A 24,697-nucleotide genomic window follows, 5' to 3' on the forward strand; every position below is an offset into this window, starting at 1 on the left:
GGGGAGATGCGCTATCGTTACGCCTTTTCGGGCTGGCTCGGCAGCAAGAGCGGCAGGCGCCGCTGCGCATAATCGGGAGTTCCATGTTTGCTTATATCCTCCGGCGCCTGTGGCAGATGCTGCCGACCATGGCGGGTGTCGTCGTGCTGGTGTTCGTGCTGTTCAACTGGGTGGGCGGCGACCCGGCCTACCTGCTGGTCGGGAAGATGGCCGACAGCGCGGCGATCGAGAACATCCGGCGCCAGCTCGGCACCGACCAGCCCTGGCACATCCAGCTGTGGATCTTCGTCCAGCAGATCCTGAGCTTCGACTTCGGCAATGCCTGGAGCACCGGGGAGCCGGTCTCGCACATCATCTCCAGCCGCCTGGGGCCGTCGCTGACGGTGCTGGTGCCGCTCACCGTGCTGGAAACCGTGTTCGGCATCGCGCTGGCGCTGGCGATCGCCTTCGTGCGCGGCTCGCTGACCGACCGCGCGGTGATGGTCGCGTGCACGGTCGGCATGTCGATCTCGATCCTGGTCTACATCATCGTGTTCCAGTACTTCTTCGCCTACAAGCTGGGCCTGTTCCCGGTGCAGGGCTGGGGCGAGAGCCTGGGCGAGAACCTGCTGCGCTACGCGCTGCTGCCGATCATCATCGGCCTGGCGGTCTCGATCGCACCGACCCTGCGCCTGTACCGCAGCTTCGTGCTGGACGAGGTCGGCCAGGACTACGTGCGCACCGCGCGCGCCAAGGGTCTCGGCGAACGCCGGATCGTCTGGATCCACGTGCTGCGCAATGCCGCCATTCCCATCATCACCCACGTGATGGCCAACCTGCCGGCGCTCCTGATCGGCGCCTTCCTGCTGGAGCGCTTCTTCGGCATCCCGGGCATCGGACGCGAGGTGATCCTGGCGGTCGAGCGCAGCGACTTCCCGGTCATCAAGGCGATCACGGTCTACGTGGCCGCCGCCACCATGGTGTTCAACCTGCTGGCCGACCTGCTGTACCAGGCAGTCGACCCGCGCGTGCAACTGAAGTAATCCAATGACAACTCACGTGATTTCCCCGCCGGCCTCCGATACGCGCTCGGCCTCGCCCGGCCTCTGGACCCTGGCCTGGCGCCGCCTGCGCGCCGACCGCGTTGCGATGGCCGCGCTGGCCGTGGTCCTGGCTTTCCTGCTGCTGCTGGTGCTCTCCAGCGCCGGCCTGGTCGCGGCCGACTGGGAAGACGAGGTCGCGGTCAACTACGCGCCGCCGACTTTCGTGGGCGCCGATGCCGCCACCCGGGCGCTGGCGGCGGCCCAGGCGCCGCGCGCCACGCCGCCGAACGCCTTCGATCCGCTGGCGGACGAGCTGGCCGAGCTGAAGGCCAGGGTGGCGGCCGAGCATCCGCCGCTGGAAAAGCTCACCACCTTGCCGTTCGGCGCCGACAAGTGGGGGCACGACGTGCTCAAGAAGACCATCAAGGGCGGCGAGACCTCGATCGTGGTCGGCCTGGTCGCGGCCTTCGTCGCGGTGGCGCTGGGCACCCTGTTCGGCGCCGTGTCCGGCTTCTATGGCGGCTTGGTGGACGACCTGTTCAACTGGTTCTACAGCATCTTCACCTCGATCCCCTCGATCCTGATGATCCTGACCGTGGCCGCGGTGCTGCAGCAGAAAGGGCTGATGACGATCGTGCTGATCCTCGGCCTGACCGGCTGGACCGGCCCCTACCGCCTGATGCGCGCCGAATACATGAAGCACAAGGCGCGCGAATACGTGATGGCGGCCGACGCCATCGGGGCATCGAGCTGGCGGCGCATGTTCGGCCACATCCTGCCGAACGTCTCGCACGTGGCGCTGGTGCAGATGTCGATCCTGGTGGTCGGCTTCATCAAGGCCGAGGTCATCCTGTCCTTCCTCGGCTTTGGCGTGCCGGTCGGCACGGTGTCCTGGGGCAGCATGCTGAACGAGGCGCAGAATGAACTGATCCTGGGCAAGTGGTGGCAGCTGGCCGCCGCCGCCAGCGCCATGGCGCTGTTGGTGACGGCGTTCTCGCTGTTCGCCGACGCGCTGCGCGACGCGCTCGACCCGAAGTTGAAATGAGTTGAGGAGACCGGCCATGAACCAGGATGACACTCCGCTGCTGTCGGTGCGCGACCTGCGCATTTCCTTCCGCGTCGACAAGAAGACCACGGTCGAGGCGATCAAGGGCATTTCCTTCGACTTGCCCAGAAATTCCACCGTGGCCCTGGTGGGCGAGTCGGGCAGCGGCAAGTCGGTCAGCTCGCTCGCCGTGATGGGCCTGCTGCCGCCGGACACCACCGTGGTGCACGAGGGCGCCAGCGTGCGCTTCGACGGCCGCGAGCTGTTCGAGCTGCCGGTCGCCGAGCGGCGCAAGCTGTGCGGGCGCGAGATCTCGATGATCTTCCAGGAACCGATGTCCTCGCTGAATCCGGTGTTCACGGTCGGCTTCCAGATCGGCGAGGTGCTGCGCCTGCACATGGGCATGGACAAGCGCCGGGCGCGCGCGCGCACCCTGGAACTGCTGGCCGAGGTCGGCATCCCCGATCCGGACAACAAGATCGACGCCTATCCCGGCCAGATGTCGGGCGGCCAGCAGCAGCGCGTGATGATCGCGATGGCGATCGCCTGCGAACCCAAGCTCCTGATCGCCGACGAGCCGACCACGGCGCTGGATGTGACGATCCAGAAGCAGATCATGGAACTGATCGCGCGCCTGCAGAAGAAGCACCAGATGTCGGTGCTGTTCATCACCCACGACCTGGGGCTGGTGGGCGAGATCGCCGACCGCGTGATCGTGATGCGCCACGGCGAAGTGCGCGAGCAGGGCGCGGCGAGCCAGGTGTTCGGCGCCCCGGCCGACGCTTACACCCGCGCCCTGCTGCACTGCCGCCCGAAGCTGGACCAGCGGCCGGTCCGCCTGCCGGTGATCGACGACTACCTGAGCGGGCGCACGGCGCCCGGCGACACGCTGGCCCAGCGCGCCCGCGGCACGGGGGAGGGCGACCAGCCGGTGCTGGTGGTAAACAATCTGGCGAAGAGCTTCTGGCTGCGCGAAGGCCTGTTCGGCAAGCGCGAGTTCAAGGCGGTCAAGGATGTCTCGTTCACCCTGGCGCGCGGCAAGACGCTGGGCGTGGTGGGGGAATCGGGCTCGGGCAAGACCACGGTCGGCCTGACCCTGCTGCGCCTGCACCGCGCCACCGGCGGCAGCGCGCTGTTCGAGGGGCGCGACCTGGTGGCGATGTCGGACCGCGACTACCAGCCTTATAAAAGGCGGATCCAGATCATCTTCCAGAATCCCTACGCCTCGCTCAATCCGCGCTTCACGGTGGGCCAGATCCTGCTCGAGCCGATGCGCATCCACCGCATCGGCGCCAACGATGCCGAGCGGGTGGAGATGGCGTATTACCTGTTGAAGCGGGTAGGGCTGCCGGAGCAGGCCTACCACCGCTACCCGCACGAGTTCTCGGGCGGCCAGCGCCAGCGCATCGCGATCGCGCGCTGCCTGACCATGAAGCCGGAAATCCTGGTGTGCGACGAGTCGGTGTCGGCGCTGGACGTGTCGGTGCAGGCCCAGGTGCTGAACCTGCTGCAGGACCTGCAGGACGAGTACGGGATGAGCTACATCTTCATCTCGCACGACCTGTCGGTGGTGAAATACATCTCGGACCAGGTGATGGTCATGCACCATGGCAGCGTGGTGGAGATGGCCGATTCGGATGCGCTGTATCGGGATCCGCAGCATCCGTATACGCGCTCGCTGCTGGCCGCGATTCCGCGCGGGGCCTAGGACGGCCACCGGGAGCGGCGCCGCTCCTGCGCCGCCTACGCCAAAGGAAAGACCTCCCCTGTATGCATTTCGGAATTCAGATAAACTACAAAGATGCCCCAGTTAGTTGACCTCATCCAGATGTACGGCGTACTGATCGTGTTCGGTATCGTGCTTGTCGAACAGTTCGGTCTGCCCATCCCAGCCTTCCCGATCCTGATCGTGTCCGGGGCGCTGGCGGTCGACGGTGAGGTCAGCTGGCCGCTGTGCCTGGGGGCGGCCGTGCTTGCCTGCCTGATCTGCGATTACTTCTGGTTCCGTGCCGGGCGCTTCTACGGCAAGCGCATCCTGCGCCTGCTGTGCAAGATTTCCCTGTCCCCCGATTCATGCGTCACCCAGACCGAGGACCGTTTCAGCCGTTTCGGCGTGAAGTCGCTGCTGGTCTCGAAGTTCGTTCCCGGCTTTAACACCATCGCCGCCCCGCTGTCGGGCGCCATGGGCACCACGACCCGTCCCTTCCTGTTCTTCTCGATCACCGGCGCGGCCTTGTGGAGCGGCACCGGCATCCTGCTGGGCATCTGGTTCCACAACAGCGTCGACAAGCTCCTGACCACCCTGTCGACCATGGGCAGCACCGCGCTGATGGTCGTGCTCGGCCTGCTGGCGCTGTTCATCGTCTTCAAGTACGCCGAGCGGCGGCGCCACCGCAGGCTCGGCGGCATCCCGCGCATCGAGATGTGCGAGCTGAAGGACCTGATCGACGGCGGCCACGAGCCGGTCATCATCGACGCGCGCAGCCTGACCGCCCAGCAGCTCGAAGCGGCCATCCCCGGCGCCGTGGTGTTCAAGGCCTGCGTGCCGGAGGAGCTGATGGCCTCGATCGACAAGGACCGCCACGTGGTCGTCTACTGCAGCTGCCCGGACGACCTGACGGCGGTCGAGGTGGCCAGGCAGTTCGCCGCCAACGGTTTCCACCGTGCGCGTCCGCTCAAGGGCGGGCTGGACGCGTGGAACAGCCACCACGGCAAGGGCGATTCCGGGTTCGATCCGGCCACCGCCTGAGCGCTCACGCTCCCCCCGACGGCCCGCCCTGAGCGGGCTTTCTTCGTTTCAGCGCATGATTGTCGCGAAGTAGTTGTACTACCTCTCGCAGGGGCGGGTGTATGGGAAATGTCGCTAACAGGCCCCGGTTATGTACCTAAACTACAAAAACATCTTGTCACGGCTGCAAAAAGTTGTGTAAGCTTGGGCAACCACGAATTTATTGCCCGCAATGATCGCCTCCTCGTCCAGCCAACCGTCCACCCCGATCGTCCACCCGGACGGCGCACGCCTGCTCGCCGACATCGGCGGCACCAATGCGCGCTTCGCCCTGGAGTTCGGGCCCGGCCGCATCGAGCTGATCGACGTGCTGTCCTGCAACGACTACCCGACCCTGGCCGATGCCGTGCGCGCCTACCTGGCCACGCCGGCCGTGGCGGCCGCCGCTCCCGGCGCAATCCGCCATGCGGCGATCGCGATCGCCAACCCGGTGGTGGGCGACCATGTGCGCATGACCAACCACCACTGGGAATTCTCGATCGAGGCCATGCGCCAGGCATGCGGTTTCGATACGCTGCTGGTGGTCAATGATTTCTCCGCACTGGCGCGCGCACTGCCGCACCTGGGCGGGCAGAAGCGCCAGGTCGGCGGCGGCGCGCCGCTGCCGGACAGCCCTCTGGGCCTGCTTGGCGCCGGCACCGGCCTGGGCGTGTCCGGCCTGGTCCCCTGCGGTTCCGGCTGGACCGCGCTGCGCAGCGAGGGCGGCCACGTGAGCTTCTCGCCGGCCGATGAAGTCGAAGTGGCGATCCTGCAATACGCCTGGCGCGAGTTCGAGCACGTCTCGGCCGAGCGCCTGCTGTCGGGCGCGGGCGTGGAACTGATCTACCGCGCGCTGGCGGACCGCGCCGGCCGCCCGGGCGACGGCCTGGCGGCGCCGGAGATCTCGCGCCGCGCCCTGGCGGGCGAGTGCGCGCTGTGCGACCAGGTGCTGGAAGTCTTCTGCGGCATGCTCGGCACCGCGGCCGGCAACCTGGCGATCACCCTGGGCGCCCAGGGCGGCGTGTATATCGGGGGCGGCATCGTGCCGCGCCTGGGCGAGCGCTTCGCCGGCTCCTCGTTCCGCCGGCGCTTCGAACAGAAGGGGCGTTTCAGCGCCTACCTGGGAAAGATCCCGACCTATGTGATCACCGCCGACTACCCGGCATTTCTTGGCGTATCGGCCATCTTGGCGGAAAAACTGTCCGACTGACGCAAATCCCGGCGCATTCGCGGCCGGCTCCCTTGTCCGCTCGCGCGTTTTATCGGTTACAATGGCCGCCAGTTGGAAAGAAACGACGTCGTCCGCTCGCGTAGTCGCGCCCCGGAGCCAGGCCTCCCAGCGATACCGAGCCCGCGTTTCGCCTGAAAATCAACAGCCGGCAGCCCAGCCTCCAGGCGGGCCGCCCTGGGCAGGTTCCTTTCCTGCCATGTAATGTCAGCCCGGCGCATCCAAGCCCGGGCCCACGGATTCCAGTTTGAACGTGCAGTAGACCGCAGCCCCGGCCGGCCAACCCGAGCCATGGCGGCTGGCATCCGCGCTTGTACCCGTTAACGGTTTTTGTTTGACTTGACGACATCGCGACATGAATACTGACGAGGCCAAGCGCGTCCTCGAAACCGCCTTGCTGTGTGCCCGGGAGCCGATGTCCATCCATGGCATGAAGAAGCTGTTCGCCGAGGTCGATGCCAGCGGGCGCCAGGTCGGCGCCGGCGTCGGGGCGGATACGATCAAGATCCTGCTCGAGGAATTGCGCCAGGACTGGCAGGGGCGCGGCATCGAGATCGTCGGCCTGGCCTCGGGCTGGCGCTTCCAGAGCCGTCCCGAGATGAAACCCTATCTCGACCGCCTGTCGCCCGAAAAGCCGCCGAAATACTCGCGTGCGACCCTGGAAACGCTGGCCATCATCGCCTACCGCCAGCCGGTGACGCGTGGCGACATCGAGGAGATCCGCGGCGTGGCGGTGAACTCGCAGACCGTCAAGATGCTGGAAGACCGGGGCTGGATCGACGTGGTCGGCCACCGGGAAGTGGTGGGACGGCCGGCCCTGCTCGGCACCACCAAGCAGTTCCTGGACGACCTGGGGCTGGCTTCGCTGTCCCAGCTGCCGCCGCTGCAGCCGGTGGCCGACGCGCCCGACGGACGCAGCCTGGAAGCGCTGGAGGCGGCGCTGAAGGAAAACTTTGAGAAGGCGGACGCCGTGGCGGCCGCCGAAGAGACAGATACTTCACCTGTTGAAGTCCCGATTTTTGACCGGGAAACGGCGGCAGTCGCTGGGCCAGGTCAGCACAATAAAGATACGAACGATGACTACTGAACCTATCGATACCAAGCCTGCCGACCTGGCGACGCCCGAGGCGGACAAGCCGGCCAAGCCGAAGCGCACCCGCAAGGCCCCGGCCGCCGCAGTCGAGGCTGCTGCGCCGGAAGCCGCGGCGCCGGCCGAGGCGGCGCCCGCCGCCAAGCCGAAACGCACCCGCAAGGCCGCCGTGGCCGCCGAGGCCGGCGACGCGGCACCGGTTGCCGCCGCTGCCGCCGCGCCCGAAGGCGAGAAGCCGGCCCCGAAGGCGCGCAAGCCGCGCGCCCCTAGGGCTGCCGCCGTCGAGCAGGCCCCGGCGCCCGCCGTGGCCGAGGGCGCACCTGCGCCGGCCGCCGCCGCGCCCGTCGCCCAGGCCCCGGCTGCCGAAGCGCCGGCCGCTTCGCCGGCGGCCGCGGAAACCCGCAAGCCGCGCGGTCCGCGCCAGATGCGCGAGAAGCGCGCCGAGCGCGAAGCGCTCCAGCAGGAACGCCAGGCCGAGACCGGCGTTGCCGCCGAGCCCGCGATCCAGGCTGCAGAAGGCGCCGAGGGCGCCGCCGTCGCGCCGGAAGGTCGCCGCGAACCGCGCGAGCAGCGCGCCCGTGGCCAGCAAAAGCAGGGGCAGGGCAAGCGTGGCCAGCAGCCGCAGCAGAGCGCCAGGCCGCAGCAGGGCAAGCAGCAGCAGAAGCCGGGCAGGCAGCAGAAGCCGGTCAAGGGCAATGACGCCGATACGGTCTTCTCGTTCGTCACCTCGGACGACTTCGACGCCCACGAGGGCGGCCGCGGCAACGCGCAGCCGTCCAAGGTGCGCCGCGACCTGACCGCCGAGGACGACGCGCCGAAGCTGCACAAGGTGCTGGCCGAGGCCGGCCTGGGTTCGCGCCGTGACATGGAAGAGCTGATCATCGCCGGCCGCGTCTCGGTGAATGGCGAGCCGGCCCACATCGGCCAGCGCATCCTGCCGACCGATGCGGTGCGCATCAACGGCAAGCTGATCCAGCGCCGCGTCAACAGCAGCAAGCCGCCGCGCGTGCTGGTCTACCACAAGCCGGCCGGCGAGATCGTCAGCCATGACGATCCGGAAGGCCGCCCGTCGGTATTCGACCGCCTGCCGACCATGAAGACCGGCAAGTGGCTGGCCGTCGGCCGCCTCGACTTCAACACCGAGGGCCTGCTGCTGTTCACGACCTCGGGCGACCTCGCGAACCGCCTGATGCACCCGCGCTACAACATCGACCGCGAGTACGCGGTGCGCACCCTGGGCGAGCTGGAAGAAGGCATGCGCCAGAAGCTGCTGGCCGGCGTCGACCTCGAGGACGGCAAGGCCGCCTTCTCGAAGATCCAGGACGGCGGCGGCGAAGGCGTCAACCGCTGGTACCGCGTGGTGATCGGCGAAGGCCGCAACCGCGAGGTGCGCCGCATGTTCGAGGCGGTCGGCCTGACCGTCTCGCGCCTGATCCGCACCCGCTACGGCGCGATGACCCTGCCGACCGGCCTGAAGCGCGGCCGCTGGGAAGAGCTGGAAGAGAACGACGTGCGCGCGCTGATGTCCGCGTTCGGTATTGAAAAGAAAGGCGGCGCCGCTGCCGGCGCCGACAAGGGCAAGGGCGCCAAGGGCGGCCGCGACGACAATCGCCGTTCGGACGGCAACCGCATCGACCGCGCCGACGCGAATCGCAATGTCGATCCGTTCGGCCCGCCGGTGGCGCGCGTCGGTTCGGTGCGCGAGCAGGGCATCCTGGGCAACACCGGGTTCGGCGGCAAGCCGGCCGGCGGCAAGGGGCAGGGGGGCAAGCCTGCCGGCGGCCGTCCCGGCAATCCGGGGCAGGGCGGCAAGGGTGGCCGCAACGCCAATCCGTTCGGCCAGGGCCAGGGGCAAGGCCAGGGCCAGCGCGCTGGTGGCGGTGGCGGTGGTGGTGGTGGCAGCAGCCGTCCGCGCCAGCCTGATCCGCTGCAGACCACCTTCGGTTTCGCCGGCACCGGCGGCGGCGGCCGCCGCGGCGGCCAGGGCCCGCGCGGCTCCGAACACGGCCTGCCGCGCCGCGGCCGGCGCGGCTGATCCGGGGGGGGCATCCGGCGCGGATTGACACGAAAATATCGTGTCGCCGCGCGCGCAAGTCGGGCAAACCTCGTAAAATGCGGTATGCCCAATGTAGTCACCCTGACAACTGTTGCTCAGCTGTGCATTTTTGGTATGGCGATTGCGATAGAAGCCGGAAAGCAGTATAATTTGCAGCCTAATCAAAGTTCTTCCCATTATCTTCTTGGTGCAAGTGCTTTCATCTGGTTGGGTTGTGAATACAAAAAGATGGGCAGATGCCCATTTTTTTTTTGGTAAATCGTTTTAAAGCCCTGGAGAAGTGCCGTGCAGCAGTTTGAACTTATCGCCAAAACAGTCAGTGGCCTCGGCTACGAACTCGTTGAAGTCGAACGAGGCGAGCGGGGGATCCTGCGTGTATACATCGATTTCCCGGCTGCTACTGCGGACGAGAAAGGGCCGATCACGGTCGAGGATTGCGCAACGGTGAGCCACCAGTTGTCGCACGTACTGACCGTGGAGAACGTCGATTACGAACGCCTCGAGATTTCGTCGCCCGGCCTCGATCGCCCGGTACGGACCCTGGCGGACTTTGCGCGCTTCGCCGGCCATGAGTGCTCGGTCAAGCTGCGGGTGCCGATGCCCGGTACTGCGAACAGGAAAACCTTCACCGGCATCCTGCGCGGCGTCGAGGGCGACAAGATCGGTTTGGAATTTGAAAATAAAGATGGCCCGGCGTTGATGGAATTTACGCTGGCCGAATTGGACAAGGCACGTTTGGTGCCGCAGGTGGATTTTAGGAGTCGCAAAGCATGAGTCGCGAAATTTTATTACTGGTGGATGCGCTCGCGCGCGAAAAGAACGTCGACAAGGAAGTGGTTTTCGGGGCGCTTGAGTTTGCTCTGGCGCAAGCCACGAAAAAACGCTACGAAGGCGAAGTCGACATTCGCGTTGCGATCGATCGCGACACCGGTGAATTCGAGACCTTCCGCCGCTGGCACGTCGTTCCCGACGAGGCCGGCCTGCAGCTGCCCGACCAGGAAATCCTGCACTTCGAAGCAAAAGAACAGATCGCGGACATCGAAGTCGACGAGTACATCGAAGAACCGATCGAGTCGGTCGAGTTCGGCCGCCGTTTCGCCCAGGACACCAAGCAGGTCGTGCTGCAGCGCGTGCGCGACGCCGAGCGCGAGCAGATCCTGCAAGACTTCCTGGAGCGTGGCGATTCGCTCGTGACCGGCACCATCAAGCGCATGGAACGCGGCGATGCGATCGTCGAGTCGGGCAAGATCGAAGCGCGCCTGCCGCGCGACCAGATGATTCCGAAGGAAAACCTGCGCATCGGCGACCGCGTCCGCGCCTACATCCTGCGCGTCGACCGCAACATGCGCGGCCCGCAGGTGATCCTGTCGCGCACCGCGCCGGAATTCATCATGAAGCTGTTCGAACTCGAAGTACCCGAGATCGAGCAGGGCCTGCTGCAGATCAAGTCGGCCGCCCGTGACGCGGGCGTGCGCGCCAAGATCGCCGTCTTTACGGCTGACAAGCGCATCGACCCGATCGGCACCTGCGTCGGCATGCGCGGTTCGCGCGTGCAGGCCGTGACCGGCGAGCTGGGCGGCGAGCGCGTGGACATCGTGCTGTGGTCGGACGATCCGGCCCAGTTCGTCATCGGCGCCCTGGCCCCGGCCAATGTGTCGTCGATCATGGTTGACGAAGAAAAGCACGCGATGGACGTCGTGGTCGACGAGGAAAACCTGGCGATCGCGATCGGCCGTTCGGGCCAGAACGTGCGCCTGGCGTCCGAGCTGACCGGCTGGAAGATCAACATCATGACGGCCGAGGAATCGGCCAACAAGGTGGCCCAGGAAACGGCCGCGATCCGCGTGCTGTTCATGGAAAAACTGGATGTCGACCAGGAAGTGGCCGACATCCTGGTGGAAGAGGGCTTCTCGAGCCTTGAAGAAATCGCATACGTACCAATTTCCGAGATGCTGGAAATCGAATCGTTCGACGAAGACACCGTCAACGAACTGCGTACTCGTGCCCGCGACGCGCTGGTGACCGAAGCGATCGCTTCCGAGGAAGGTCTCGAGGGCATGGAAGAAGCCCTGGTAAACCTGGAAGGCATGGACCGTACCACCGCCGGCAAGCTTGGTCTTGCAGGCATCAAGTCGGTCGAAGCATTCGCTGGCCTTGCCTACGACGAATTCGGCGCCATCCTGGCGCTCCCGTCCGACCGTGCCCGCGAACTGATCAAGAGTGAATTTAATGATGTGACCGACGATGAGATGAAGCTGGTCGACGCCAAGTACGACGACCGGGCCAAGGGATTGCAGGCGAAAGCCTGGAACCTGGTTGAAACGGCCAAGGCTTAATAAAAAGCATATTTCTTATCATCTAAGCGACACATAGAAAAAAGAGGACTGAATGGCGAGTAACAACGTAGCCCAATTTGCCACCGAACTGAAGATGCCTGCAGACCTGCTGCTGACGCAGCTGCGCTCGGCCGGCGTCGAAAAAAGTTCGACGTCAGATCCATTGTCGAAAGATGATAAGGACAAGCTGCTGAACCATCTGCGTCGTGCCCACGGCGCCGGCGAAACCGGTGAAAAGAAAAAGATCACGGTGACCCGCAAGGAAACCACGGAAATCAAGCAGGCTGACTCTTCGGGCAAATCGCGCACGATCCAGGTCGAAGTGCGCAAGAAGCGTACTTTCGTGCAACGTGACGACCTGACCACCAAGCCGGCCGTGCCGAGCGAGCCGGTGATCGATGCCGCCGAGCAGGCGCGTCGTGAAGAAGAGGCACGCCGCCAGGCCGAGCTGATCGCGCGCCAGGAAGCCGACCTGCGCGAGAAGCAGGAACGCCTGGCCAAGCTCGAGGAAGAAAAGGCCGCCCAGGCCAAGGCTGCCGAAGAGCAGGCCAAGCGCGAAGCGGCGGAACAGGCCAAGCGTGAAGCCGCCCAGGCCGCTGCCGGGGCTGCCCAGGCAGCTGCAAGCGAGGCCAAGGCCGCCGCCGGCGCCGCCGGCGCCGCCGCCGCCCTCGCCGCCGAAGAAAAGGCCAAGGCCGCGGCCGAGGAAGCCAAGCGCCGCGTCGAGGAAGCCGCGCGTGAAGCGGCCGAGCGCGCCGCCGCTACCGAACGTGCACGCAAGGCCGTGGCCGACGAAGTGGCCCAGATCAAGGCCATGATGAGCCAGCCGCGCCGCGTGATCAAGGCGCCGGAACCGGTCGCCAAGCCGGCCGCTCCGGCCGCGACCCCGGCTGCCGCCGGCACGCTGCACAAGCCTGCCGACAAGAAACCAACCGAGGCCAAGAAAGACGACGCCAAGAAGCCGGGCGACAAGAAGTCGATCAAGTCGGCGAATGTCTCTTCGACCTGGTCGGACGACGCCAAGAAGCGTGGCGGCCCGAGCGTGAAGACGCGCGGCGGCGCAGGTCCGTCGACCGGCCGCGACGGCTGGCGCAGCGGTGGCCGTGGCGGCCGCCGTTCGCATGGCGACGATCGCGAATCGAACTTCCAGGCGCCGACCGAGGCGATCGTGAAGGACGTCCACGTCCCTGAAACCATCACCGTGGCCGAACTGGCGCACAAGATGTCGGTGAAGGCGTCGGAAGTCATCAAGCAACTGATGAAGCTGGGCCAGATGTGCACCATCAACCAGGTGCTGGACCAGGAAACCGCGATGATCGTGGTGGAAGAGATGGGCCACAAGGCCTACCCGGCCGCCGTCGACGATCCGGAAGCGCTGCTGGCCGACCAGGGCGAGCACGCCGAGTTCGACGCGACCCCGCGTGCGCCGGTCGTGACCGTGATGGGTCACGTCGACCACGGCAAGACCTCGCTGCTGGACTACATCCGCCGCGCCAAGGTTGCCGCGGGCGAAGCCGGCGGCATTACCCAGCACATCGGTGCGTACCACGTGGACACCCCGCGCGGCATGATCACCTTCCTGGACACCCCGGGCCACGAGGCGTTCACCGCCATGCGTGCCCGTGGCGCCAAGGCGACCGACATCGTCATCCTGGTGGTGGCGGCCGACGACGGCGTGATGCCGCAGACCAAGGAAGCGATTGCCCACGCAAAAGCCGCCGGCGTGCCGCTGGTGGTGGCGATCAACAAGATCGACAAGCCGGGTGCGAATACCGACCGCGTCACCCAGGAACTGGTGAGCGAGGGCGTGGTGCCCGAAGAATACGGCGGCGATTCGCCGTTCGTCCCGGTGTCGGCGAAAACCGGCCAGGGCATCGACGACCTGCTCGAGAACGTGCTGCTGCAGGCCGAAGTGCTGGAACTGAAGGCGCCGGCCGAAGCACCGGCGCGCGGCCTGGTGGTCGAAGCCCGTCTGGACAAGGGCCGCGGCCCGGTCGCGACGATCCTGGTGCAGTCGGGTACCCTGAAGCGCGGCGACGTCGTGCTGGCGGGTTCCTCGTTCGGCCGCGTCCGTGCGATGCTGGACGAGAACGGCAAGGCGATCAGCGAAGCCGGTCCGTCGATCCCGGTCGAGATCCAGGGCCTGACCGAAGTGCCGAGCGCCGGCGAGGAAGTGATGGTCATGGCCGACGAGCGCAAGGCGCGCGAGATCGCCCTGTTCCGTCAAGGCAAGTTCCGTGACGTCAAGCTGGCGAAGCAGCAGGCGGCGAAGCTGGAAAACATGTTCGACCAGATGGCCGAGGGCGAGGTGAAGAACCTGCCGCTGATCGTCAAGACCGACGTGCAGGGTTCGCAGGAAGCGCTGGTCGGTTCGCTGCAGAAGCTGTCGACCTCGGAAGTGCGTGTGCAGATCGTGCACGCGGCCGTGGGCGGCATCAGCGAGTCGGACGTCAACCTGGCGGTGGCCTCGAAAGCGGTCATCATCGGCTTCAACGCCCGTGCCGATGCACAGGCGCGCAAGCTGGCGGAAGCCAACGGCGTCGATATCCGTTACTACAGCATCATTTACGATGCGATCGACGAGATCAAGACCGCACTGTCGGGCATGCTGGCGCCGGAGAAGCGCGAGCACATCACCGGCCAGGTCGAGATTCGCCAGGTCATCCTGGTGTCGAAGGTCGGCGCGATTGCGGGCTGCCTGGTCACCGATGGCGTGGTCAAGCGTACCTCCTCGGTCCGCCTGCTGCGCAACAACATCGTCGTGTGGACTGGCGAGATCGATTCGCTCAAGCGCTTCAAGGACGACGCGAAGGAAGTCCGCGCCGGTCTGGAGTGCGGCCTGTCGCTGAGGAACTACAACGAAATCCAGGTTGGCGACACCCTGGAAGTGTTCGAAGTTCAAGAAGTGGCGCGTACGCTGTAATTCACGGCTTGGTAGTACCATGGGGGCCAGGACGCTTCGCGATGCAATCGCGGGGGGCCTGGCCCTTTTATTACGTCATGCGAATGGCGTAGCGCCCGGCCCGCTCCCCAGGGGCCGCAGGGCCCCATCGATTTAAAAGAACAACACACGCAGTAACACTATGGCAAAACACAGCAAAAGCATTCCCCAGCGCGGCCTGCGCGTCGCCGACCAGATCCAGAAAGACCTGTCGGAACTGATCGCCTTCGAACTGAAAGACCCGCGCGTCGGCATGGTCACGATCAGCGAAGTCCAGCTGACCCCGGACTACGCCCACGCCAAGGTCTGGTTCACGCTGCTGAAGGACAACCCGGAAGACGTCAAGCAGACCCTCGAAGGCCTGTCGAAGGCGGCCGGCTACCTGCGCAACCAGCTGGGCAAGCGCCTGCACATCCACACCCTGCCGCAGCTGCACTTCGTGCACGACACCTCGACCGTCCGCGGCCTGCAGATGTCGGCGCTGATCGACCAGGCCAACGCGTCGCGCGCGAAAGACGCCGACGACGACACCGGCGACGGGCCAGCCGGCGCCGCAGCGGCGGACCGAGAGTGAACGCCCGTCCCGCCAGGAAGCCGCGCGACCTCGTCGATGGCGTGCTGCTCCTCGACAAGCCGGTCGGCCTGTCGTCCAACGACGCCCTGATCAAGGCCAAGCGTGTCCTGAACGCGAAGAAGGCGGGGCACACCGGCACGCTCGACCCGTTCGCCACCGGCCTGCTGCCGCTGTGCTTCGGCGAGGCCACCAAGTTCTCGCAAGACCTGCTGGAAGCCGACAAGACCTATGAAGCCGTGGTGCACCTCGGCATCATGACGACCACCGGCGACACCGAAGGCGAAGTCATCGAGACCCGCGAGGTCGACGTCACGCGCGAACAGGTCGAAGCCGCGCTGGCCCGTTTCCGCGGCCCCATCCTGCAGGTACCGCCCATGTATTCCGCGCTCAAGCGCGACGGCAAGGCCCTGTACGAATACGCGCGCGAAGGCATCACGCTGGAACGCGAGGCGCGCCCGGTCACCATCCATGGCCTGTGCGTGCTCGACTACCAGGCGCCTTTCCTGAAGATCATGGTGACCTGCAGCAAGGGCACCTATGTGCGCGTGCTGGGCGAGGACATCGGCGCCGCGCTCGGCTGCGGCGCTCACCTGAAGGAATTGCGTCGCGTCGAAGTCGGCGCCCTGACCGTGTCCGGCATGGTGACGCTCGACGAACTGCTGGCCCATCCGGATCCGATGTCGCTGCTGCGGCCGGTCGATGCGCTGCTGTCGACCTTCCCGGAGGTCGAACTCACGGCCGAACTGGCCAAGCGCTTCCTGCAGGGCCAGCGCCTGGCGCTGGGCAAGGAAGCGGTGATGGTGCCGGCCGGGCAGGGCAGGGTGCGCATCTACCACGACGGCCGCCTGCTCGGCACCGGCCAGCTGGGCGAGTACGCGATCCTGGCGCCGGAGCGCCTGATCTCGACGGCGCCCCAGGCCCCGGCCCAAGGCTGAGTCAACAAGGCGTCATCTGCGGCAGGTATGCTGCCGCAGCGGCGCCCGGGCTCTGCCAAAAGGGATGCCGAGTGTGGCAAGCCGTTGAAAAAGCGGGGCTTTTCCCGTGTTCCCCTCTGAAGAGGGGATAAGCATGCTATACTAGTCGGTTTCCGAATTTGGCAGCACCCGTACACTTCCGTACAACACGCAACTTCTCAAAGACCATGTCAAACACCAAACGCGCGATCCGTAATATCGCAATCATCGCCCACGTTGACCACGGCAAGACCACGCTCGTGGATCAGCTGCTGCGTCAGTCGGGCACTTTCCGTGAAAACCAGCAAGTGGACACCCGCGTGATGGACTCGAATGACCTCGAGAAAGAGCGTGGGATCACGATTCTGTCGAAGAACTGCGCGGTCGAGTACGAAGGCACCCACATCAACATCGTCGACACCCCGGGCCACGCCGACTTCGGCGGCGAGGTCGAGCGCGTGCTGTCGATGGTGGACTCGGTGCTGCTGCTGGTCGACGCCCAGGAAGGTCCGATGCCGCAGACCCGCTTCGTGACCCGCAAGGCGCTGGCCCTGGGCCTGAAGCCTATCGTCGTGGTCAACAAGATCGACCGTCCGGGCGCGCGCGCCGACTGGGCGATCAACCAGACCTTCGAACTGTTCGACAAGCTGGGCGCCACCGACGAGCAGCTCGACTTCCCGATCGTCTACGCTTCGGGCCTGAACGGCTATGCCGGCCTGGACGAAAGCGTGCGCGACGGCGACATGAAGCCGCTGTTCGAAGCCATCCTGAAATACGTGCCGGTGCGTGACGACAACCCGGACGGCCCGCTGCAGATGCAGATCACCTCGCTCGACTATTCGTCCTACGTCGGCAAGATCGGCATCGGCCGCATCAGCCGCGGCCGCGTCAAGGCCGGCCAGGACGTGGTCGTGATGAACGGCCCGGATTCGACCCCGACCAAGGGCCGCATCAACCAGGTGCTGAACTTCAAGGGCCTGGAGCGCGTGCTGGTCGATGAAGCCGTCGCCGGCGACATCGTCCTGATCAACGGTATCGAAGAAATCGGCATCGGCTCGACCGTGTGCGCACCGGACGTGCCGGAAGCGCTGCCGATGCTGACCGTCGACGAGCCGACCCTGACCATGAACTTCATGGTCAACAGCTCGCCGCTGGCCGGCCGCGAAGGCAAGTTCGTCACCAGCCGCCAGCTGCGCGACCGCCTCGAGCGCGAACTGAAGGCCAACGTGGCGCTGCGCGTCTCGCCGACCGACGACGACACCGTGTTCGAAGTCTCGGGCCGCGGCGAACTGCACCTGACCATTCTGCTGGAAAACATGCGCCGCGAAGGTTTCGAGCTGGCCGTGTCGCGTCCGCGCGTGGTCTACAAGATGGTCGATGGCGTGCGCCACGAGCCGTTCGAGATGCTGTCGGTCGACGTCGAAGAAGTCAACCAGGGCGGCGTCATGGAAGAACTGGGCCGCCGTCGTGGCGACCTGCAGAACATGGAATCGGACGGCAAGGGCCGTGTTCGCCTGGAATACAAGATCCCGGCCCGTGGCCTGATCGGCTTCCAGGGTGAATTCATGACCCTGACCCGCGGCACCGGCCTGATGAGCCACGTGTTCGACGAATACGCGCCGGTCGACAACAGCAAGGGCGACCTGGCTGGCCGTCGCAACGGCGTGCTGATCTCGCAGGACGACGGCGCCGCTGTCGCCTACGCGATCTGGAAGCTGCAGGACCGCGGCCGCATGTTCGTGTCGCACAACGACCCGGTGTACGAAGGCATGATCATCGGCATCCACTCGCGCGACAACGACCTGGTCGTCAACCCGATCAAGGGCAAGCAGCTGACCAACGTGCGTTCGTCGGGTACCGACGAAGCCGTGCGCCTGGTGCCGCCGATCCAGATGTCGCTGGAATACGCCGTCGAGTTCATCGAGGACGACGAGCTGGTCGAGATCACCCCGAAGAGCATCCGCCTGCGCAAGCGCTTCCTGAAGGAACACGAGCGCAAGAAGGCAAGCCGCGAAGCGTAATCTGCGCTTGGTGGTTTGAGGAAAAGCCCGCTGCTTGCAGCGGGTTTTTTATTGGGTGCTTGAAAAGAGGCCATTCAGGGTCAGGTCTGTCATTCGGACATGGACGCACAATCCTTGCGAAATCACAGAATGGTTTTAAATTTGCTGAGACTTTTTCCTCTTTCCGACATTGTTCGTGATGCGCGGGTTGCGGTGACAAATGTAAGCCGAACATTGACGAGTTTGGGATAAACAAACTGGCATTTTGAGATAGAGCAAAGGTACTCGCTCGGTGTCCGAATGACAGACCTGACCCTGAATGCTGCATTGGATGCCTGGTCGGTCCAAGTCGGTCGCTTACCAAGAAAAAAGCTCCCACCGCGAACCCGCGCATGGGAGCTTTTTCACAAAAAGAAGAACCTCTCAGCGCAAGCCGAGCAGCGCCTGCACCCGTTCCCGGCTGACGCCGACCAGCGCCGAGGTAATCGCCAGAAGAGATTCGTAATCATGACTGGCCGCGGTCAGCGCGAAGTCATCCATGATCATGGCCAGTTCCGCGCTCGGCATCTCCGGCTGCGCAGTACGCGCCATCGCCGCGCTCAGCGCCGCGCTGGCCGCCTCCTGCGAACGCCGCACGCGCGCTAGCGCCTGCACCACTTCGCGCAAGCTCTGGCGCAGCGCGTCCGGATTGCCCAGTTCCCATTGCTGCGGCGCCAGGGAGCCCGGCACCTCGACCGTCCCGGCGCGCCCGCGCCCGGTTACGGCAATGGCATCCTTCACGCCTTCCCATTCCGGCTCCGGCGTCGCGAACACCAGCTCGCGCTTCTCGTCCAGTCCCGCGCGCAGCTTGACCGGCGCCAGGCTGCGGTCCAGCCTGTGCGCGATTTCCTCGGCCGTCATGCCCGGCTCGATGGTCGCCGCCAGCTGCGGCCCGCCCTGGGCGCCGACCGAAAAGCCGAGGTTCGCCGGGGCGCGCGCCTGCAGCGAGGCGACGTCCAGGCCCTCGATGCGGAAGCGCTGCAGCGCCGGCTGGCCATGGTTGAAGCCGAGCTCGGCGTCGATGCCGCCGCCGCCCTGGGCGCGGCGGGCGTCCAGGGTGGCGGCGAGCTGGCGCGCCTGCGCCTCGATCCTGCGCGCCGGATCGCCGCGGCCGGTCAGCCTGGCGCTGAGGTCGGACTTCAGCGCTTCCAGCTGCCCGGCGACCCGTTCCAGGTAATCGAGCGCCTGCTGGGCGCGCGCAACCTCGCCTTGCAGGTCCGGGTTCCAGTCGATGCTGCGCTTGAGCGGCGCCGGATTGGCGGCGACGAGGGCGACCGCGCCCTTGTCCGGGGCGGCCGGCCGTATGGCCGCGGCCCGCCCGGCCGCGGCAGGGCCCTGGGCGCCGCCGGTGGCCGGCGCCAGCGTGGCCGAACGGAGGCTGGTGTCCATGGCCTAGCGGAGGGCGTCGAACAGCGACAGCTCACCGATCCGGCCATAGGCCTTGTAGGTGGCCTGCAGGGCGGTCGAGTAGCCGGCTAGCTCGGTGGCGGCGACGCCGACGTCGAGCTGGCCGATGTCGGTGTACGCCATCTTGTTCGACAGGCTGATGTTGGCGTGGTTGGCGTCCAGGGTGGCGATCACGTTCTGCACGCCGCCCAGGTTGGCGACCTTGCTCGACACCAGGTTCATGGCGCTGTCGAAGCCGTTCAGGTTGGCGGTCAGGATCGCGCGCACCGCGGGATCGTTCGGCGAGGCGCCCGGCGCCGACATCACGCTGATGGTCTCGTCCATGCGGTTGAGCAGCTGTTCCAGGCCGCTCAGGTTCTGGTTCGAGGCCTGCGTGATGCCGTTGCCGACCACCACGCTCTGCGCGTTCGTGTTGCCGGTATACGTGTAGCGGGCGCCGAGCGGCGCGGCCGCGTTGTAGGTGATCGCCGGCGTATTGGTCAGCGTGCCCGAGAACAGCGAGCGGCCTTCCTCGTCCTTGGTATTGGCGCCGAAGAACAGGCTGTCGCGCAGCGAGGTCAGCGGGGCGATCATGGACTTCAGGTCGTCCGGCACGTTGCCGCCATCCGAGGCCCAGACCAGCAGGTCGCGGCCGGCGATCATCTCGTCGACCATGTTGCTCATGTAGCCTTCCGCCTTGTTCAGGCGCAGCTTGAGCGAGCCGATGTTGTCGCGGTATTGCTGCACAGCGGCTTCTTCGCGGGTCAGGCGCGCCAGGCGCACGCTGTCGACCGGATCGTCCGACGGCGACAGGATGCGCTGGTTCAAGGCCATCTGCTTGGTCAGGTGGGAAATGCGTTCCTGGTTCAGCTGGAGCGACTGGCTCAGCGTGGATTGGAATTGGGAAGTGGCGATGCGCATGATTGTCTCTTCAGTTCATCGACGCCAGCAGGGTGTCGAAGAGTTGGGTGGCGACCCGCACCACCTGCATGTTGGCGTTGTACATCTTTTCGAATTCCGCCAGGTTGACGGCTTCCTCGTCCTGGTTCACGCCGCTGGTGGCCTGCCAGGAATCGACCGAATGGGTGCGCACCGCCTGCGCGGTCTTCAGCGCTTCCTTGTTGAGCTTGCTGTCCACGCCGAGCTTGCCCACCAGCTGGGTGTCCGCGTCGCTCAGCACCACGGTGCCGAGCGAGGTCAGGGTGATCGCCTGGCCCTTGATCGCCACCAGCTTCTGCAGGTTGCCGGTGTCGCCCGGCGTGCCGTCGGAAGAGAAGGCCAGGTCCTCGGCCTTGAAGCCGGGCACCAGCTTGAGCATGTCGGTGCTGCTGCCCGGGGTGTAGACGAACAGCGGGGTGCCGGGCGTGCCCGGCGGGCCGTCGGCCTTGAAGCCGAGGCCGAGCTGGGTGTTGACCCGCTCGGCGACCTGGCGCGCCATGTCGTCCACGTCCTTCTGGAGCGGCAGCAGCTTCTCGGTTTCGTATTTGCTCAGGCCGCCGAGCTGGCCGCCCATCTTGTTGGCGTCGAGGACATAGGTGGTGCCGGCGAAGCTGAGGCTGAATTCCTGGGGCGAGGTGGCGGTCGGGGCCGCTTTCAGGCTGCCGTGCATGCCGCCCAGTACCAGCGCCTGGCCGCTCTTGAGCGACACGTCGCGCGTGCCGTCCGCGTTGTCCGAGACTTCCACTCCCATCTTGCTGGCCAGCTCGTCGATCGCCTGGTCGCGCGCATCGATCAGCGCCGAGGGGCTGACGCCGGCGGAGCGGGCTTCGACGATCTGCGCGTTCAGGCTCGCGATCGTGCTGATCTGGGCGTTGGCCGCATCGACCACGGCGCTGCGCTGCTGGCGCACCGACTGCAGCTGGGAGTTGAAGACATTGTTCAGGCCATTGAAGCGCTCGGCCATCAGGTTGGCCGAGGTCACCACCGCCTGGCGCAGCGGGGTCGAACCGGGATCGCCGGCCACCGCGTTGAGGGCCTTGAAGAACTCGTCGATGCCGGAAGACAGGCTGGCGTCCTTGTCGCCCATGACGTTCTCGAGCTGGGTCAGGTAGGGCTGGTTCTGCGAATACTGGCCCTGGTCGGAGGCCGCGCGCCACATCGCCTGGCTCTTGTAGTTGTCCGAGAAGCGCAGCAGGGCCGTCACCTGTACCCCGCTGCCGGTCGAGTGCGGGCTCTGGTCCGGACCCATTGCCCCCAGCAGCACGCCCTGGCGCGTATAGCCCCTGGTCTGCAGGTTGGCGATGTTCTGGCTGGCGGCCGTGAGCGCCACCTGGGCGGCAAGCGCGCCCGACAGGGCGTTATTGATGATCGACATGGTTCTGTGTGTCCTCGAGACAGGGATACCCTGGTAAGGCGACCGCTTCCTGCTTTTTGTTAAGCTTTATGTTTTGCCGCCGGCAGCAGCTGGCGCAGGATGGCGTCGGCGATGCCGAAGGCGCGCTGGCCCGCCAGGTTGCCGGCCAGGTGGTCGTCCGCCAGGTCCTGCATGTCCTGGTTGATGCGGTTGTTGAAGACGCTGTCCTCGGACGCCATCGCGCGGGTCGAGGCGCGCATCTGGCGCAGCATGTGCGAGATGAAGAAGCGCTCGAACTCGACCGCCGCACCGGTGGCCTTGGCCGCGTAGGCGGCGTCCGTGGCCGGTGCGACCGATGTGGCCGATGCATCGGCGCCGCGCGGCAGTCTGTTGTCGACGTCGTCGATGCGCATCAGATCACCACCAGTTCGCCTTCGATCGCGCCGGCCTGGTCGAGCGCCTGCAGGATCGCCATGATGTCGTCGGGCGAGGCGCCCAGGCTGTTGACCGTGTCGATGATGGCTTGCAGGCGCGCGCCCGCCGGCCAGCGGAACATCTGGCCCGAGCCCTGGTCGACCGACAGCTTCGATTCCGGCGTCACCGCGGTCTGGCCGCGCGAGAACGGGCCGGGCTGGCTGACGCGCGCGCTTTCCGAGATGATCACCTTGAGCGAGCCATGGGTGACGGCGGCCGCCTTCACGCGCAGGCCGTCGGCGATCACCACGGTGCCGGTGCGCGAATTGAACACGACCTTCGGCACCTCGGCGCCGGCATCGACCGGCAGGTTGTTGAGCTTCGCGACGAAGGCCACGCGCTCGGTCGGGTTGTCTGGTGCGACCACTTCGATGCTGGTGCCATCGAGCGTGGTGGCGACCGGGCCGAAGCGCTGGTTGATCGCCTCCACCACGTTGGTCGCGGTCTCGAAGTGCGGCTGGCGCAGGCGCAGCATGATCTGGGGGCGGGTTGCGAAGTCGCTCGCGATCTCGCGCTCGATCATGGCGCCGTTCGGGATGCGGCCGGTGGTCGGGGTGTTCACCGTCACCGAGGAACCGCTCCTGCCGGTGGCGCTCAGGCCGCCGACCACCAGGTTGCCCTGGGCCAGCGCATAGGTCTCGTTGTCGGCCGCGCGCAGCTGGGTCAGGAGCAGGGTCCCGCCGCGCAGGCTCCTGGCGTCGCCCAGCGAGGAGACGGTGACGTCGATGCTCTGGCCGCGCCGGTAGCCGGGCGGGAAAACGGCCGACACCATCACGGCGGCGACGTTCTTGTTCTTGGCGTCCTCGCCCTCGGGCAGCTTGACGCCGAACTGCTTGAGCATGTTGATCACCGACTGGCTGGCGAACTTGACCTGGGTCGAGTCGCCGCTGCCGTTCAGGCCGACCACCAGGCCGTAGCCGACCAGCGGGTTGTCGCGCACGCCCTCGACGCTGACCAGGTTGCGCAGCGCCTGCGCGGCGAAGGCGGGCAGGGTGGCTGCTGCGAGCAGGGCGCACAGGGCGCAGCGGGTGAACAGGTTCATGGTGTACTCAGAAGGGCATCAGGGGGCTGTTGAAGAAGCGGGTCAGCCAGCCCGGCGAGTTGGCGTCGGCCAGCACGCCCTTGGCCGAGTAGGCGATGCGGGCGTTGGCCACGCGCAGCGACGAGACCTGGTTGTCGGCGTCGATGTCGGCCGCGCGCAGGTAGCCTTTCAGGCGCACGAATTCCTCGCCCTGGTTCAGCATCAGGTTCTTTTCGCCGGCCACGCGCAGGAGGCCATTGGGCAGCACTTCCTGCACGATCACGGTGAGCGCGCCGGACAGCGCGTTCTGCTGGGTGCTGGTGGCGTCGCCTTGGAAGTCGCGGTCGGCGGCGATCTCGATGCCGGTCTTGCCGAAGGTCTTGCCGAGCACCCCGAGCGGCGCCACCGAGACCGCGGAACCCTTCGAGAAGCTGGTCCCGGCGCGCTTGCTGGCCTGGGTGGTCTCCTGCAGGATCACGGTCACCGCGTCGCCCACGCGGAAGGCGCGGCTGTCGGAAGTCAGCGAGATCGCGTCGCTGGTGAAGACGCCGCCGGACACGCCGCCGCGCGCCGCGCGCTGGACCGGCATCGGCTCGTCCTCGGGAATCGCGACCGGGGCGCGCGAGGCGCACCCGGCCAGCAGCAGTGCGGACAGCAGGGCGGCGCAGGCTTTCATCAGCGCGCGGCCTGGGCCAGGTACTGCAGCATGTTGTCGGCGGCCGACAGCACCTTGGTGTTCATCTCGTAGGTGCGCTGGGCGGCGATCATGTCGACCATTTCCTCGACCACCTGCACGTTCGAGCCTTCCACCGCACCCTGCTTGAGCGTGCCGAAGGCGGCATCGCCCGGACGGCCCTCGTTCGGGGTGCCGCTGGCGCCGGTCTCCTGGAACAGGTTGCCGCCCAGCGCCAGCAGGCCGGCCGGGTTGATGAAGCTGGTCAGGGTCAGCTGGCCGACTTCGACCGGCTGGACCTGGCCCGGGATGGTGGCCGAGACCATGCCGTTGGCGCCGATGGTGAAGCCGCTGGCGTTGAGGGGAATCGTGATCTGCGGCACCAGCGGCAGGCCCTGGGCATTGGTCAGGGTGCCGTTCTGGTCGACGCCCAGCTGGCCGGAGCGGGTATAGGCCGTCTCGCCGTTCGGACGACGCACCTGCAGGAAGCCGGCGCCGGAGATGGCGACGTCGAGCTGGCGGTCGGTGGTCTGGATGTTCCCGTCGCTGAATACCTTCTGGGTGCCGACCACGCGCGTGCCGTTCCCGAGCTGCACGCCGTTCGACACCGTGTTGTCGGCGTTCTGGGCGCCCGGCTGCGCATCGACCTGGTAGAACAGGTCCTCGAACACGACGCGGTCACGCTTGAAGCCGACGGTGTTGACGTTGGCCAGATTGTTGGCGATCGCCTGCAGCTTGGCGTCCTGCGCCTGCACGCCGGTCTTGCTGATCCACATTGCTGGATTCATGCTTGCTCCTGTCT

Annotated in this window: 20 protein-coding genes; 13 read left to right on the forward strand and 7 right to left on the reverse strand. The window is 66.3% G+C overall.

From position 1 onward, the window contains the following. Nucleotides 1-83: 83 nt before the first annotated feature. The 13 genes from H162_RS0101035 (at nucleotide 84) to typA (ending at nucleotide 18,030) form a co-directional block, all read left to right on the forward strand. Entirely contained in the window at nucleotides 84-1,022 is a 939-nt protein-coding gene (locus H162_RS0101035) for an ABC transporter permease (RefSeq protein WP_020651585.1), read from the forward strand. A 4-nt stretch (nucleotides 1,023-1,026) separates the two neighbouring features. Further along, a complete protein-coding gene (locus H162_RS0101040; RefSeq protein WP_051109849.1) occupies nucleotides 1,027-2,067 on the forward strand; it encodes an ABC transporter permease in 1,041 nt (346 codons plus the stop codon). 16 nt (nucleotides 2,068-2,083) lie between these two features. Then, nucleotides 2,084-3,775 (forward strand): ABC transporter ATP-binding protein, encoded by a 1,692-nt coding sequence (locus H162_RS0101045; RefSeq protein ID WP_020651587.1) that lies wholly within the window; start codon nucleotides 2,084-2,086, stop codon nucleotides 3,773-3,775. 93 nt (nucleotides 3,776-3,868) lie between these two features. Further along, complete coding sequence (locus H162_RS0101050; RefSeq protein WP_026354089.1) at nucleotides 3,869-4,816, forward strand: rhodanese-like domain-containing protein; 948 nt, start codon at nucleotides 3,869-3,871, stop codon at nucleotides 4,814-4,816. Nucleotides 4,817-5,027: 211 nt separating this feature from the next. Then, nucleotides 5,028-6,044: a glucokinase gene (locus H162_RS0101055; RefSeq protein ID WP_020651589.1), complete on the forward strand. Its 1,017-nt coding sequence runs from the start codon at nucleotides 5,028-5,030 to the stop codon at nucleotides 6,042-6,044. A gap of 373 nt (nucleotides 6,045-6,417) precedes the next feature. Next, nucleotides 6,418-7,149, forward strand: coding sequence for an SMC-Scp complex subunit ScpB (scpB, locus tag H162_RS0101060; RefSeq protein WP_020651590.1), 732 nt, complete (start codon nucleotides 6,418-6,420; stop codon nucleotides 7,147-7,149). Then, a complete protein-coding gene (rluB, locus tag H162_RS29845) occupies nucleotides 7,139-9,187 on the forward strand; it encodes a 23S rRNA pseudouridine(2605) synthase RluB (RefSeq protein WP_020651591.1) in 2,049 nt (682 codons plus the stop codon). Before scpB ends, rluB begins: the two co-directional genes overlap by 11 nt. A gap of 306 nt (nucleotides 9,188-9,493) precedes the next feature. Continuing rightward, nucleotides 9,494-9,982, forward strand: coding sequence for a ribosome maturation factor RimP (gene rimP, locus H162_RS0101070; protein WP_020651592.1), 489 nt, complete (start codon nucleotides 9,494-9,496; stop codon nucleotides 9,980-9,982). Next, the gene (nusA, locus tag H162_RS0101075; protein ID WP_026354090.1) at nucleotides 9,979-11,544 is read left to right on the forward strand and encodes a transcription termination factor NusA; all 1,566 of its coding nucleotides are present in this window, start codon (nucleotides 9,979-9,981) and stop codon (nucleotides 11,542-11,544) included. The genes rimP and nusA overlap by 4 nt, the downstream gene beginning before the upstream one ends. A gap of 52 nt (nucleotides 11,545-11,596) precedes the next feature. Beyond that, a complete protein-coding gene (gene infB, locus H162_RS0101080) occupies nucleotides 11,597-14,464 on the forward strand; it encodes a translation initiation factor IF-2 (RefSeq protein ID WP_020651594.1) in 2,868 nt (955 codons plus the stop codon). 160 nt (nucleotides 14,465-14,624) lie between these two features. Further along, nucleotides 14,625-15,056 (forward strand): 30S ribosome-binding factor RbfA, encoded by a 432-nt coding sequence (rbfA, locus tag H162_RS0101085; protein WP_020651595.1) that lies wholly within the window; start codon nucleotides 14,625-14,627, stop codon nucleotides 15,054-15,056. Continuing rightward, a complete protein-coding gene (gene truB, locus H162_RS0101090; protein ID WP_020651596.1) occupies nucleotides 15,053-15,991 on the forward strand; it encodes a tRNA pseudouridine(55) synthase TruB in 939 nt (312 codons plus the stop codon). The genes rbfA and truB overlap by 4 nt, the downstream gene beginning before the upstream one ends. Nucleotides 15,992-16,197: 206 nt before the next feature. Beyond that, a complete protein-coding gene (typA, locus tag H162_RS0101095) occupies nucleotides 16,198-18,030 on the forward strand; it encodes a translational GTPase TypA (RefSeq protein WP_020651597.1) in 1,833 nt (610 codons plus the stop codon). Between the two features lie 402 nt (nucleotides 18,031-18,432). Here typA and H162_RS0101100 read toward each other — a convergent pair whose 3' ends face one another. The 7 genes from H162_RS0101100 to flgG are packed head-to-tail and all read right to left on the reverse strand — an operon-like array spanning nucleotide 18,433 to nucleotide 24,683. Next, a complete protein-coding gene (locus H162_RS0101100; RefSeq protein WP_020651598.1) occupies nucleotides 18,433-19,437 on the reverse strand; it encodes a hypothetical protein in 1,005 nt (334 codons plus the stop codon). Between the two features lie 3 nt (nucleotides 19,438-19,440). Then, nucleotides 19,441-20,355: a flagellar hook-associated protein FlgL gene (gene flgL / locus H162_RS0101105; protein WP_020651599.1), complete on the reverse strand. Its 915-nt coding sequence runs from the start codon at nucleotides 20,353-20,355 to the stop codon at nucleotides 19,441-19,443. A gap of 10 nt (nucleotides 20,356-20,365) precedes the next feature. Continuing rightward, a complete protein-coding gene (flgK, locus tag H162_RS0101110; protein WP_020651600.1) occupies nucleotides 20,366-21,748 on the reverse strand; it encodes a flagellar hook-associated protein FlgK in 1,383 nt (460 codons plus the stop codon). A gap of 59 nt (nucleotides 21,749-21,807) precedes the next feature. Then, nucleotides 21,808-22,140 (reverse strand): rod-binding protein, encoded by a 333-nt coding sequence (locus H162_RS0101115; protein ID WP_020651601.1) that lies wholly within the window; start codon nucleotides 22,138-22,140, stop codon nucleotides 21,808-21,810. Continuing rightward, a complete protein-coding gene (locus tag H162_RS0101120) occupies nucleotides 22,140-23,243 on the reverse strand; it encodes a flagellar basal body P-ring protein FlgI (protein ID WP_020651602.1) in 1,104 nt (367 codons plus the stop codon). The genes H162_RS0101115 and H162_RS0101120 overlap by 1 nt, the downstream gene beginning before the upstream one ends. A 7-nt stretch (nucleotides 23,244-23,250) precedes the next feature. Further along, complete coding sequence (flgH, locus tag H162_RS0101125; RefSeq protein ID WP_020651603.1) at nucleotides 23,251-23,898, reverse strand: flagellar basal body L-ring protein FlgH; 648 nt, start codon at nucleotides 23,896-23,898, stop codon at nucleotides 23,251-23,253. Further along, nucleotides 23,898-24,683: a flagellar basal-body rod protein FlgG gene (flgG, locus tag H162_RS0101130; protein WP_026354091.1), complete on the reverse strand. Its 786-nt coding sequence runs from the start codon at nucleotides 24,681-24,683 to the stop codon at nucleotides 23,898-23,900. The genes flgH and flgG overlap by 1 nt, the downstream gene beginning before the upstream one ends. Between the last annotated feature and the right edge of the window lie 14 nt (nucleotides 24,684-24,697).

It is taken from the genome of Massilia niastensis DSM 21313, assembly GCF_000382345.1.
GTDB lineage: Bacteria > Pseudomonadota > Gammaproteobacteria > Burkholderiales > Burkholderiaceae_D > Telluria > Telluria niastensis.

Bases quoted from the DNA above. Each gene is read 5' to 3' on its own strand.
- H162_RS0101040 (WP_051109849.1), top strand. From the start codon at position 1,027: ATGACAACTCACGTGATTTCCCCGCCGGCCTCCGATACGCGCTCGGCC.
- H162_RS0101055 (WP_020651589.1), top strand. From the start codon at position 5,028: ATGATCGCCTCCTCGTCCAGCCAACCGTCCACCCCGATCGTCCACCCG.
- flgL (WP_020651599.1), bottom strand. From the start codon at position 20,355: ATGCGCATCGCCACTTCCCAATTCCAATCCACGCTGAGCCAGTCGCTC.
- H162_RS0101035 (WP_020651585.1), top strand. From the start codon at position 84: ATGTTTGCTTATATCCTCCGGCGCCTGTGGCAGATGCTGCCGACCATG.
- flgH (WP_020651603.1), bottom strand. From the start codon at position 23,898: ATGAAAGCCTGCGCCGCCCTGCTGTCCGCACTGCTGCTGGCCGGGTGC.
- H162_RS0101100 (WP_020651598.1), bottom strand. From the start codon at position 19,437: ATGGACACCAGCCTCCGTTCGGCCACGCTGGCGCCGGCCACCGGCGGC.
- rluB (WP_020651591.1), top strand. From the start codon at position 7,139: ATGACTACTGAACCTATCGATACCAAGCCTGCCGACCTGGCGACGCCC.
- flgK (WP_020651600.1), bottom strand. From the start codon at position 21,748: ATGTCGATCATCAATAACGCCCTGTCGGGCGCGCTTGCCGCCCAGGTG.
- H162_RS0101045 (WP_020651587.1), top strand. From the start codon at position 2,084: ATGAACCAGGATGACACTCCGCTGCTGTCGGTGCGCGACCTGCGCATT.
- flgG (WP_026354091.1), bottom strand. From the start codon at position 24,683: ATGAATCCAGCAATGTGGATCAGCAAGACCGGCGTGCAGGCGCAGGAC.
- H162_RS0101120 (WP_020651602.1), bottom strand. From the start codon at position 23,243: ATGAACCTGTTCACCCGCTGCGCCCTGTGCGCCCTGCTCGCAGCAGCC.
- nusA (WP_026354090.1), top strand. From the start codon at position 9,979: ATGAGTCGCGAAATTTTATTACTGGTGGATGCGCTCGCGCGCGAAAAG.
- H162_RS0101115 (WP_020651601.1), bottom strand. From the start codon at position 22,140: ATGCGCATCGACGACGTCGACAACAGACTGCCGCGCGGCGCCGATGCA.
- scpB (WP_020651590.1), top strand. From the start codon at position 6,418: ATGAATACTGACGAGGCCAAGCGCGTCCTCGAAACCGCCTTGCTGTGT.
- rbfA (WP_020651595.1), top strand. From the start codon at position 14,625: ATGGCAAAACACAGCAAAAGCATTCCCCAGCGCGGCCTGCGCGTCGCC.
- H162_RS0101050 (WP_026354089.1), top strand. From the start codon at position 3,869: ATGCCCCAGTTAGTTGACCTCATCCAGATGTACGGCGTACTGATCGTG.
- infB (WP_020651594.1), top strand. From the start codon at position 11,597: ATGGCGAGTAACAACGTAGCCCAATTTGCCACCGAACTGAAGATGCCT.
- typA (WP_020651597.1), top strand. From the start codon at position 16,198: ATGTCAAACACCAAACGCGCGATCCGTAATATCGCAATCATCGCCCAC.